11 protein-coding genes are annotated in these 12,166 nt (G+C 45.1%); 7 read left to right on the top strand and 4 right to left on the bottom strand.

Annotated elements, in window-relative coordinates:
• Positions 1 to 16 precede the first annotated feature (16 nt).
• Genes L1D15_RS09050 through L1D15_RS09040 form a run of 3 tightly spaced genes read left to right on the top strand, consistent with a single transcriptional unit; the run spans position 17 to position 2,937 of the window.
• On the top strand, positions 17 to 1,726 hold the full coding sequence (locus tag L1D15_RS09050; protein ID WP_239875369.1) for a thiamine ABC transporter permease: 1,710 nt from the start codon (positions 17 to 19) through the stop codon (positions 1,724 to 1,726).
• Positions 1,692 to 2,339, top strand: coding sequence for an ATP-binding cassette domain-containing protein (locus L1D15_RS09045; RefSeq protein WP_239868261.1), 648 nt, complete (start codon positions 1,692 to 1,694; stop codon positions 2,337 to 2,339). The genes L1D15_RS09050 and L1D15_RS09045 overlap by 35 nt, the downstream gene beginning before the upstream one ends.
• Positions 2,332 to 2,937, top strand: coding sequence for a CDP-alcohol phosphatidyltransferase family protein (locus L1D15_RS09040; RefSeq protein ID WP_239875368.1), 606 nt, complete (start codon positions 2,332 to 2,334; stop codon positions 2,935 to 2,937). The genes L1D15_RS09045 and L1D15_RS09040 overlap by 8 nt, the downstream gene beginning before the upstream one ends.
• 272 nt (positions 2,938 to 3,209) lie before the next feature.
• On the opposite strand, the gene L1D15_RS09035 is transcribed toward L1D15_RS09040, so the two are convergent.
• The 3 genes from L1D15_RS09035 to L1D15_RS09025 all read right to left on the bottom strand — a co-directional run bounded on the left by L1D15_RS09035 (position 3,210) and on the right by L1D15_RS09025 (position 6,402).
• Entirely contained in the window at positions 3,210 to 4,142 is a 933-nt protein-coding gene (locus tag L1D15_RS09035) for a class I SAM-dependent methyltransferase (protein WP_239875434.1), read from the bottom strand.
• 11 nt (positions 4,143 to 4,153) lie between these two features.
• Positions 4,154 to 4,849, bottom strand: coding sequence for a TIGR01621 family pseudouridine synthase (locus tag L1D15_RS09030; RefSeq protein WP_239875367.1), 696 nt, complete (start codon positions 4,847 to 4,849; stop codon positions 4,154 to 4,156).
• A 122-nt stretch (positions 4,850 to 4,971) separates the two neighbouring features.
• Entirely contained in the window at positions 4,972 to 6,402 is a 1,431-nt protein-coding gene (locus L1D15_RS09025) for a sodium-dependent transporter (RefSeq protein WP_345779252.1), read from the bottom strand.
• 405 nt (positions 6,403 to 6,807) lie between these two features.
• Here L1D15_RS09025 and cls point away from each other — a divergent pair, with 405 nt between their 5' ends.
• The 4 genes from cls (at position 6,808) to L1D15_RS09005 (ending at position 11,584) form a co-directional block, all read left to right on the top strand.
• Positions 6,808 to 8,262, top strand: a complete 1,455-nt coding sequence (gene cls, locus L1D15_RS09020; RefSeq protein ID WP_239868200.1) for a cardiolipin synthase — start codon at positions 6,808 to 6,810, stop codon at positions 8,260 to 8,262.
• 87 nt (positions 8,263 to 8,349) lie between these two features.
• Complete coding sequence (locus L1D15_RS09015; protein WP_239875366.1) at positions 8,350 to 9,555, top strand: cystathionine beta-lyase; 1,206 nt, start codon at positions 8,350 to 8,352, stop codon at positions 9,553 to 9,555.
• 252 nt (positions 9,556 to 9,807) lie between these two features.
• Positions 9,808 to 10,710, top strand: coding sequence for a triacylglycerol lipase (locus L1D15_RS09010; protein WP_239836907.1), 903 nt, complete (start codon positions 9,808 to 9,810; stop codon positions 10,708 to 10,710).
• Between the two features lie 10 nt (positions 10,711 to 10,720).
• Positions 10,721 to 11,584: a lipase secretion chaperone gene (locus tag L1D15_RS09005; RefSeq protein ID WP_239875365.1), complete on the top strand. Its 864-nt coding sequence runs from the start codon at positions 10,721 to 10,723 to the stop codon at positions 11,582 to 11,584.
• Positions 11,585 to 11,599: 15 nt separating this feature from the next.
• Here L1D15_RS09005 and L1D15_RS09000 read toward each other — a convergent pair whose 3' ends face one another.
• Complete coding sequence (locus L1D15_RS09000) at positions 11,600 to 12,160, bottom strand: DNA-3-methyladenine glycosylase I (protein WP_239875364.1); 561 nt, start codon at positions 12,158 to 12,160, stop codon at positions 11,600 to 11,602.
• Positions 12,161 to 12,166: the final 6 nt, after the last annotated feature.

Here is a 12,166-nt window from a genome sequence, read left to right as displayed (position 1 = left end):
AAGTGACGAAAGCCAGATGTTAAGAGCTGCGTACACAGTATTCATTTTGATTTGCATTACCCCAACAATCCCCGGATTAGTTGGTGTATTGCTCTCATCATTTGGTTATGTTCCTCCTGTCGGCCTGTTCGATTTCTCACTCAGCAGCTATCAGCAGTTTTTCGAATGGCCGGGGATTGAGCACTCAATTGGGCTCACTTTATTCAGCTCCATAGCCAGTACTTATCTTTCTTGTTTAATCTGCTTTGCGATTCTTCAAAGCCTTTGGTTAGACCGCCATTGGCGAAAAGTTGAAGCACTGCTTTCCCCCTTGCTAGCGATGCCTCACGTCGCTTTCGCGATTGGATTTGCTTTTCTTTTCGCTCCTACAGGCATGATTGCACGTTTGTTGGCTCAAACCTTAGGTATTGACGTAGACACACATGAAGCAACTTGGTTAGTGCATGACCCTTATGCGCTGGGGTTAGCCATGGCACTTTCATTTAAAGAAGTGCCATTTTTACTGCTCATGAGCATTCCCGTTTTGCAGCAGATTAAAATCAATAAGCTGTATCAAGTCAGCACCTCTTTGGGGTATTCACCTGCACAAATGTGGTGGAAGGCGGTCTTCCCTCTTTGGTTAGTAAGAATGCGCTTCGCTTTGTTTGCCGTGATGGCTTATGGCGTTTCCGTGGTCGATTTGAGTTTGATCTTGGGCCCAACTAATCCACCTACATTGGCCGTCTTAGTATGGCAGTGGTTTAATGACCCCGACTTATCACTGATACCTCGTGCGGCATCAGGCGCAGTTATGTTATTTGTGTTAGCCAGTTTGCTTTTAGTCTTAATCGTGCTGGTCGAAAAACTTTTCGTTGGCCAGTTTGGTCAATGGCAATACTCTGGCCGAAGAGGATTTAGCCTTCCCGGGAAAACGTTATTTACCTTTTCGGCCATTTTAGCCGGCATTATGTTTCCACTGATGTTGATCTGGAGCTTCGCTCATCGATGGCGCTTTCCGGACCTTCTCCCTACCCGATATAGTGACCGCTTTTGGAGCAATGAGTGGCTCAATATATTACCGACGATTAACCAAAGTTTGATCATTGCTGCCGTTACCGCTTGTTTTGCTTTGATATTGGGCGTAGTGGCTCAGGAAAGTCGTATCCGTTTTCGCTTACACTTGCCAGGTTATGTCATTGCTTTACCTATGCTTATCCCACAGCTTTCTATCTTATTTGGTATCCAGATAACCACTCTCTACTTGTCTGGTGATGCCTATTACATCTGGGTCATCTGGTCACACGTATTCTTTGCTTTCCCATTTGTGTACTTAGCACTCGATGGCCCATGGCGAAGCTATGACAACAACTATACTCGAGCGGCATTAAGCCTTGGCAAAACGCCTCTCTTTGTCTTTTTTCATATTAAGGTTAAGTTGCTGCTGCCTGCCATCTTGTACGCTTGGGCTGTCGGAGCCAGTGTAAGCTTGGCGCAATATCTACCAACTCTGATGCTCGGTGGGGGCAGAATTGCAACCGTGACTACCGAAGCCGTCGCTCTTTCGAGTGGCTTCGATCGACGCGTTACTGCCATCTACGCGATTTGGCAAGCCATCTTGCCATTTGTTTTCTTTGTCTCTGCCATCCTTATTGGCAGATTCGCATTGCGACAACCTGATTATCAAAAACAAACGAACAAGGATGCCCTTACGCATGACGCTGTCTCTAGAAAGCCTCGCCATCCATAAAACCAGCGGCGAAGCCCTATTTTCTGATTTGAATATATCCGTTTCAGCGCAGGAAGTCGTTTGCCTAATGGGCCCCAGTGGATGCGGAAAATCAACCTTATTGAGTTTGATCGCCGGGCATATGAGCAGCGAGTTTGTCCATTCCGGGCGCGTGCTACTGAATGGCATTAACTTAGCTGAACTTGAACCCCATCAGCGACAAGTTGGAATTCTGTTTCAGGATGATTTGCTATTTCCACACCTAAACGTGTGGCAGAACCTCGCTTTTGCCCTTCCTAACTCAATCAAAGGCGATGAAAGACGCCACCAAGCTATGGTTGCATTGAACAAGGTTGAGCTCTCACAACTCGCAGATTCATTTCCTGATCAGATTTCCGGCGGCCAACGTGCTCGTGTCAGCTTGCTAAGAATGCTACTGGCCAAGCCTAAACTAGCGCTGTTAGATGAACCGTTTAGCAAACTGGATAAAGAACTTAGAACACAGTTTCGTGACTGGGTCATCGCTCAACTGGCAGAAGCAAATATTCCTACTCTGATGGTGACACATGACAAGGATGATGTTCCTGAGAACGGACGAGTATTAAGTTGGCCATGGGAGACTCATCATGCTTGATCGGTTCAGTATCAAAGTCATTCGCTCCCCTTTGGCTATTACAGCCGCCGGATTAGATAAACTCGGTGTGACCGCAAGCCAAACCACGCTAAGTGGTTTTCTTCTTGGGTGTCTGGCGTTTCCTGCTCTGTACTTTGAGCAATACGAACTGGCACTTGTGTTCATCGTTATTAACCGAGTATTTGATGGTTTGGATGGCGCGTTAGCTCGGCGTCAGGGCCTCACAGATGCAGGTGGATTTCTCGATATCAGCCTCGACTTCCTGTTTTATTCTCTGATCCCATTTGGCTTTGTGGTTGCTAATCCAGAGCAAAATGCGGTTGCGGGCGCCTTTCTCATTTTCTCATTCATTGGTACTGGCTGCAGCTTTCTTGCTTTTGCCGTCATGGCAGGGAAACGGGGAATTGAGAATCCTGTTTATAAAAACAAATCCCTTTACTATATGAGTGGGCTGACTGAGGGCACTGAAACCATAGCGTGTTTCATTGCGTTTTGTCTTTTCCCGCAGCACTTTGCCATCATTGCATATCTGTTTGGCACAGCCTGCTGGTTCACGACCTTTACTCGCATCTATTCAGGTTTCCACACTCTGAAATAGACATAAAATAGGTCGCTCAATGCAACCTTTGTTAAAAGACAAAATTGATTATCACTGCGACCAACAATCCGGAGAAGAAACTCGGAACATGAAACTGACGTTTCGGCATAGATTGATATTCTAGTACTGGCCCTTCTTGAAATGTTTTCTTTGATAATTCCTTGATGTAATCATTCTGCATATCCGTTCTCCCAACTGAAGTGATTCTGACTTCAGCATAGAAGCTCAAGTTAAGTTGAGGTCAATATGGAATTACAAAGATCTCAATAAATTTAGCGGAACAACATTACTTTAAGCGCCGCTTCACTATCGACATCAGCAAATTCTGGCGGATTATCTAACCGTTGTACAAAGCTCAGCTCCGGTGCTTCTTCCTTCATACTTTCAATTAAGAAATCGCTACTGACCTGAGGAGAGTTCACACACGCAAGCACTTCGCCCTTATCGGTGAGCAATTCAGGCAAACGACGTAGAATTCTCTTGTAGTCTTTGGTTAGCGCAAAGCTGCCTTTTTGAAATGAAGGTGGATCGATGATGACTAGATCATACGGCCCTGATCTTTTGATTTTTCCCCAAGATCTAAAAATGTCATAAGCCAGAAACTTCACTTGATTAAGGTTGTGCTCATTCAATCTATGGTTATCTCGCCCTTTCGACAGAGACGCTCTTGCCATATCGACATTCACAACCTGATCAGCCCCACCATCGATAGCCGCAACTGAAAATCCACAGGTATAAGCAAATAAATTGAGAACATTTTTATGCTTAGCATGCTGCTGAACCCACTCTCGGCCTAGGCGCATATCGAGAAACAAACCAAAGTTCTGGTTGCGACCAATATCGAGTTGGTACTTCAGCCCTGACTCAACCACAACAGGTTTAGTGTTCAGTTCACCGATAAGCACTTCCGATGGTGCACCTTCGCTGTATCTATGTTGGATAACCACACACTTGACACCTTTCTCCTGCCATAGCACAGTCTTAGACAACTGATGCAGTCCCTGTTTGAGCTGTTCAAGAAACTCATCGTCAACACTCTTGAATATATTGATCAGCAACTGGCAATCGACCCAGTCACAAGTGATCTGCTCTAAACCTTGGTATACGCGGCCTCGACCGTGAAATACACGCCTGACTTCGTGGGAAGTACTAGATAACTGCTCCGAAATGTGAGCGAAGAATGTAGGGAGTTGTTCAACCTGCATACTGGTTCCTGTTATTTTTTGATTTTCGGCCATGAGAGCTCCCAAGGTTTTAGCCAAGCATTAATGCCTTGGCTGACATTTTCCTGCCGCCATTTCTCACCAAGCCGAGCATTTTCTCTCGGGTCACAGACAAACTGGAATGCTTTTCCATGAAACTCAAATTCAAGCGCAAATGCATGGAGGTAACCTCGGTCTGATTTACTGGCGGGGGTATAAATCGCATCACCGACGATAGGTGAACCGACCGACTTTAGTGCTACCCTGATTTGATGCGTTTTACCTGTATGGGGCATGCACAAGAACAAACGCTCTCCCGGTTCCGCGCTAGCTGAAAGAAACTGCGTGATCGCAGGATTTGAATGAGAGTTGGTTAATTTCCATGCAGAGCGACGCGAGCGCTCCATATCACCGCTGACAAGCCCTTGTTTCTTTTTCGGCTTCTTACTACCAATCGCCAAATAGAATTTTACCACACGACGTTGAGCAAATTGTGTCGATAACTCACTCGCAGCCGCAGCGTTGCGCGCAAGCAAGAGAAGCCCAGAAGTCATCTTATCCAATCGATGCACAAGATAGAGTTGCTCATCACCAGTAACTAATGCCACTTCATGTAGCAACATGGTTTCGCCATCATCTTTATGAACGGAAACATTGGGATATTTATTAATGACGACAAAGTCTGAATGAGAAAAAACGATATCAAACATAGAGGGCTCCACTTTGGACGCATGAGTATACCTGTTATGCGTTCTAATTCCACAAGTAGATAAGCAAATAAAAACGGGGAGCCATGTAGGCTCCCCGTTTACGTTGTTAACTGGATTCAGCGTTACAGTTTCTTAGAAAGAACACCTGCAAACGCAATGATTCCGATACCCAGTAGCATGATCTCACCTTTGCCACTATCGAAGCCGGACTTAATGCCCATGAAAGCAACGATTGCGATAGCAACAGGGATAACGTATTTCACTAGGTTGTACCAAAGGCCAAACAGTGGGAAAGAAACTTCACCGTCGTTAGTGATTTCTTTCTCAAGGTCAGTACGGCTTAGACGCCAGCCCGCAAAGATACATACCAACATACCGCCAACTGCTAGGAAAATCTTATCAGTCAGTAGGTCGAAGATATCAAATGCACCAGTACCAAACAGAGTTGGACCAACGCCGCCCAGAGATAGAGAAGCAAACACACACAGTGCTGCCATTACTGAGCTTGCTGCGATTACCGCTGTTGGGCGCTTCATACCTTTTTCATCGATTAAGTAAGAAACCACAACTTCAAGCAATGATACCGAAGATGTCAGTGCCGCAACTGTTAGACCAATGAAGAACAGTAATGCGAACAGAAGACCAATAACGCCACCCATTTCAGCGAATAGCTGAGGCACAACAACAAAGACCAGACCAGGACCTGCTGCTGGTTCCATACCAAATGCGAACATAGCTGGGAACATGGCAACACCTGCTAGGATAGCAACACCCGTATCCATCGCCGTTACCATACCGGTAGTCTGAACTAGGTTCTCTTTCTTCTTCAGGTAAGAACCGTACGTCATCATACAACCCATACCAAGACTTAGAGAGAAGAACGCCTGACCCAGCGCTGCAAGCACTACGTTGCTATCTACTTTGGAGAAGTCCGGCATGAACAGGAACTCTAGACCTGCCATCGCCCCTGGAAGCATCAGACCTTTCACTGATACAACGATCAGGATAAGGAATAATAGTGGCATCAGAATCTTACCTGCTTTTTCGATACCGCCAGAAATACCTTTCATTACAATAACGATGTTAAACATCAGGTAAATACCCATCCACATCAGTGGCTGTACTGGGTCAGAGATAAAGCCACCAAAACTATCACCAATAGCTTCTGGCGTGCTAAGCAGACCACCACCTACTTTAAAGATGTATGCCAGTGCCCAACCTCCTACTACCGGGTAGAAGCCCATGATAAGCAAGCCACTGACAACACCGATAACGCCGGTAAATGTCCAACGACGATCAGTAGACTTAAATGCGCCTACTGCAGATAGACCTGTCTTACGGCCAATAGCGAATTCTGTCAGCATAACGCTAAAGCCAATGAAAATTACAAAAATCAGGTAGATAGCAACGAACGCACCGCCACCACTCTCACCTGCCGTGTAAGGAAACTTCCATATGTTACCCAAACCAACAGCAGAACCTGCTGCGGCCATAACGAAGCCTAATTTAGACCCCCATGTATCACGGGGCTGTGCACTTATACTGTTAGCCACGATTACTCCATTAAAAATTTATAAGTTGTGTTTGCTTACGTTAGGCGTCGAAAAGTTGAGTGTATAAAAAAATTTACACTTATTAGAATTCTAGGTGACCCTAACAATGTGGCAAGTAAAACAGTTTGAGATTAAAATTGGAACCCCAAAAAGTGTAAATTCCCACCACCGCACGGTATATCGCGCTTAAACGCTGCTTTTTTGAACTAATACCTCCCCTTTTATCTACATTTTACACTTTTGTAACATAATAATTCTATTTAGGATATTTATCTAACCCACTACGTCACATTACTCATAACAACATTTGAAAACGAAATGTTTGTTGTCGCCGCACCTAACTGGATTTAATATTTAAGTTAATCCTTTATCATACTCAAGCGATTGATTTATTCAGGAAATTGAATGGAAAAGTTCTATCACTTCCTCACATTGGCTGGCATTGTCTTCTACTGGATTCTGGTTGCTGGGGTAACATTACGAGTTGTTCTCAAACGAAGAGCGGTGAGCGTGTCTCTCTCTTGGCTGATGATCATCTACATCATTCCTATCGTCGGCGTGGCTTGTTACTTCCTCTTTGGGGAACTAAACCTCGGCCGAAGAAGAGCAGAAAGAGCAAAAGAAATGTTCGTTCCGTTCGCCAAATGGTTTTCCAGCCTTAATGAATGCCATGCACACGATACTGAGAGCTTCGGTCGTCACATCTATCGCATTGATGAACTGTGTAACAATCGACTTGGATTACCTGCCTTGAGTGGCAACACCTTATCATTACAAAGTTCTCCGAATGACATTCTACATTCGATCATTGAAGATATTGAGAATGCGCAAACCAGTGTACGAATGGTTTTTTATATCTGGCATCCAGGTGGATTGGCTGATGCCGTGGCTTCTGCTCTGATCAGAGCTGCGAAGCGCGGTGTAGAAGTCAAACTGCTTCTTGACTCTGCTGGCAGCCTACGTTTCTTCCGCAGTCAGTGGCTCAAGATGATGCAAACAGCTGGGGTTGAAGTCGTACAAGCTTTAGAGGTCAGCCCTTGGCGTATTTTTCTCCGCCGCCTCGACCTACGTCAGCATCGTAAAATCATCGTTATAGATGACAAGATTGGCTATACAGGTTCAATGAACTTAGTTGATCCTGCCTTCTTCAAACAGGAATCAGGGGTTGGTCAATGGATAGACATCATGGTGCGAGTGACAGGGCCAACCGTTAACGTACTCTCTGCCATCCACTGCTGGGACTGGGAAGTTGAAACTGGGTCGCGCGCTCTTCCCCAATTACCAGAATGCCAATTAGACCCTAACGAGCCTCAGCACCCAGTTCAAGTCGTCCCCTCAGGACCAGGGATGCCAGAGCACCTAATTTCTCAGGTATTGACCCTTGCCATCAATCAGGCAAACCAATCAGTGAGAATCACAACACCATATTTTGTACCCAGCGCGGATCTGCTCGAAACGCTTAAAATGACAGCGCAGCGTGGCATTACTGTTGAGCTGATCATTCCGCAAAAAAATAATTCACTCATGGTGCAATGGGCCTCACGTGCTTTTTACGCAGAACTTATGGAGGCAGGTGTGAAAATTTATGAGTTTTATGGCGGCCTACTGCATACCAAATCCGTGGTCATAGATCAGCAATTCTGTTTAGTTGGTACCGTAAATATCGATATGCGCAGCTTATGGCTCAACTTTGAATTGACGCTAGCCATTGATGACGAAGCTTTCACCAAAGAAATGTACTGGCTGCAACAAAGTTATATAGAAACCTCTCATGAAGTAAAACTAGAGGAGTGGAAAAAGCGCTCTCTATATTCACGTTTCTTAGAGCGAACCTACTACTTATTCAATCCTCTTCTATGATAAGTAATTTCTGACTTCTGACTCTCTTGCTATTAATGCGTTGCCATGTTTTAAATAAGGCAACGCATTTTCAGATAAGGATTTTCAATGTCAGAAGATAAGCAAACCAAGCTGGTCACCGCAGGTCGAGACAAAAAATGGACCAATGGGGTCGTGAATCCACCAGTTCAACGCGCTTCTACTGTCGTATTTGATACCGTTGCAGAAAAACATCACGCAACGGTTAACCGAGCAAATCAAACCCTCTTTTATGGCCGTCGTGGCACCCATACTCACTTTGCTTTCCAAGATGCAATGGTTGAAGTTGAGGGTGGTGCTGGCTGCGCTTTGTATCCTTGTGGTACAGCAGCTATTTCCAACGCGATTCTTTCTTTTATTGAATCAGGCGATCATATTCTGATGGTGGATACCTGCTATGAACCAACTCGAGACTTCTGTGACAAGATCATGAAGAAGATGGGAGTGGAAACAACCTATTACGACCCAGTGATCGGCGAAGGTATCCGTGATTTAATTCAGCCAAACACCAAAGTGCTGTTCCTAGAGTCGCCCGGCTCTATTACCATGGAAGTACAAGACGTTCCAACCTTAGCCAAAATTGCCCATGAACATGACATCATTGTCATGCTCGACAACACTTGGGCCGCTGGTGTGAATTTCTCACCTTTTGAGCATGGTGTTGATATTTCCATTCAAGCCGCGACTAAGTACATTGTTGGCCACTCTGATGTCATGCTGGGTACCGCTGTCGCAAATGAAAAACACTGGGATCAGTTGCGAGAACAAAGCTATTTAATGGGCCAATGTGTGTCACCTGATGATGCCTATCTTGGACTACGTGGCATTCGTACTCTCGACGTACGTCTTCGCCAACATGCAGAGAACAGCCTGAAAATTGCTAAGTGGTTACAAAATCGTCCGGAAGTCGATCATGTTCGCCACCCTGCACTAGAAACTTGCCCTGGCCATGAGTTTTTCCAACGTGATTTCACCGGTGGTAATGGCTTATTCTCATTTGTGTTAAAAACTAGTTATCCTCGCGCCACCACGGCACTGCTTGATGGTATGAAGCATTTCAGTATGGGGTACTCTTGGGGCGGGTTTGAAAGTCTGATTTTAGCCAACGAGCCAAAAAGCTTTAATAGCCTACGAACCGTTGCGAACCCCAACTTCGAAGGCACACTCATTCGGCTACATATAGGGCTGGAAAATATCGACGATCTGATCACTGATCTTGAACGTGGCTTGGAGCGCTATAATTCGCTCATTCTAGAACAACATACCAACGCTTGATCTAACAAACTCCTATAAGCCCCACCTCTGGGGCTTGATTTTAAAATATTGATATTATTGAATATTTTATCAATACCTAATAACACGTTAAACAATTGTGTTGTTTTCCTTTCTCAATTCACAGTTCTATCGCTTAGCTTATATTCATATTTCTTATAGCTCATTTTCTAATCTACTGTTTATTTACTCATCAGAGGTCAAACCAGAAGGAGCTAAACTTTGAAACACAAACTGATACTTGCTGCGCTCTGTATCTTCAGCTTAGGGCTATCAGCAACCACTAGTGCGTCCAGTGCTAGCGGTTACACACAAACTCAACACCCTATTGTTCTTGTCCATGGGTTATTCGGTTTTGATACATTAGCTGGCGTGGACTATTTCTACGGCATTCCTCACGCTTTAACCAAAGACGGAGCAAGTGTTTACGTTGCTCAGGTCTCTGCGACGAATAGCTCAGAAGTTCGAGGCGAGCAGTTGCTAGAACAAGTTGAAACTTTACTTGCGGCAACAGGCGCATCAAAAGTCAACTTAATCGGTCATAGTCATGGCGGTCCAACAGCGCGCTATGTGGCTTCTGTCAGGCCAGATCTTATCGCCTCTGTGACCAGCATCGGTGGTGTCAATAAAGGTTCTAAAGTAGCTGACCTCGTTCGCGGTACGGTGCCTGAAGGATCTGGGTTAGAAGCTTTAGCGGTAAAACTGGCTGAAGGGCTAACGACACTGATTAATCTATTGTCTGGTGGCAATGACCTTGATCAAGATCCTCTTGCCTCTTTGGATGCCTTAACGACCGAAGGCTCACTTGCGTTCAATCAACACTACCCGGAGGGTATTCCCGACACTGAATGTGGCAATGGCGATTTATTAGCTGATAACGGTGTGTACTACTATTCTTGGACGGGTTCATCCACTTTTTCTAACATCTTTGACCCGACTGACGCTGCAATGATGATTCTTGGTCTAGCATTTGATGAACCAAATGATGGTCTTGTTGGGGCGTGTAGCACTCACTTAGGGCAAGTTATTCGCGACGATTACAAGATGAACCATCTGGATGAAATAAATGGATTGCTCGGTATTCACCATTTATTTGAAACCGACCCAGTCACCCTTTATCGTCAACATGCTAATCGCCTGAAACTGCAAGGCTTATAGGAAATAAAAGATGAAAAAGACCGCTCTAATAACGACAATGATGATCGCCTCGATGAGCCTCGGAGCGGTCTATTTCATCAACCGTAGCGAAACAGTAAATACAGCCGCTCAATCCGTATCTCAGCTCGACACTCAGATAGATACTTCATCAAGCCGTGATTTATTTGATTACACCTTGAGTAGTCTGGGTGAACAGGAGATGGATCAGATCAAAACGCGTATACAAAATGTTTCTCAGCGTGAGAAAGAATTGAGCCTTGATGAGACACTTTTCGAAACTTTTTTGCAATATAAATCCGAATTGGGAACTCTGGAGTCAGTCACTTTTCGAACCATTACATTGTCTGATTTAGAACAGCTCCACCTACAAATTCTAGCTCTGCAAAACCAGTACTTTACTGATGCACAAATTGAACTCTTATTTAGCGAAGAAAACCGACTGCGCCAATTGGCTATTGATAAGCTCGCCATCGCAAAACAAGGCTTAGATCCCGAATCACAAGCACAATGGCTAGAAGAGATATTGTCTGGTCAGCCCGACTATATCCTACGAGCAGAGCGTAATAACCAGCTCATTATAGTGCTCAACCACAGTGAGCAGATGGAAGCACAAGATAAACACCTCACCCGTGTCGAGTTGGTTGGGGAAGAGGCTGCGGGCAGGCTAAGTAAACTCGACGAGAAACGTGAGCAGTTTAATTCTCGACTGGATAGCTATTTGGCGCAGCGAAATGACATACTGGCTGACAACACTTTATCGGATGCCGCAAAGCAAACCCAGATAGCTTACCTAAGAGAGCAAAGCTTTGACACCTTACAGTGGCGCAGAGTCGAAGCACTGGAACGCATCCATGATCAAAACTTATCGCCATAGCATGCCCCTACGTCACTAGTATCCGGGTTTCTTGGGGCAATTCACCATATGATCGTCAACCATGCCTACCGCCTGCATAAACGCATAGCAAATGGTCTCACCTACAAACTTAAAGCCTTTCTTTTTCAGGAATTTGCTCATGGCTTTTGACTGCTCTGTCGAGGCTGGCACTTCGCTCATATCCTGCCACTGGTTGACCTTAGGCTTACCATCTACAAACTGCCATAACGCCTTCGATAAGCTGCCATATTCTTCGATAAGGGCTTTAGCCGCTCGTGCGTTGCTGAACACTGATTTGATTTTTCCTCTGTGCTTGACCACATCATAACTCTCTACGATATGTTCTGCATGTTCATCATCGTATGCCGCCAACTTATCTAAGTCATAATCATCAAAAGCCTGTCGGTAACCTTCTCGCTTCTTTAATATGGTTATCCAACTCAGTCCTGCTTGAGCACCCTCTAACGTAATAAACTCGAACAATACCTTATCGTCATAAACCGGAACGCCCCACTCTTTATCGTGGTATTCACGCTCAAGTTCATGATTCATTGCCCATGCGCAGGTGGTATCCATTGCTTT

This window comes from Vibrio sp. Isolate25 (genome assembly GCF_022398025.1).
GTDB lineage: Bacteria > Pseudomonadota > Gammaproteobacteria > Enterobacterales > Vibrionaceae > Vibrio > Vibrio coralliilyticus_A.
The sequence above is the reverse complement of the archived record's forward strand: the minus strand, read 5'-3'. Positions and strand labels throughout refer to the sequence as shown.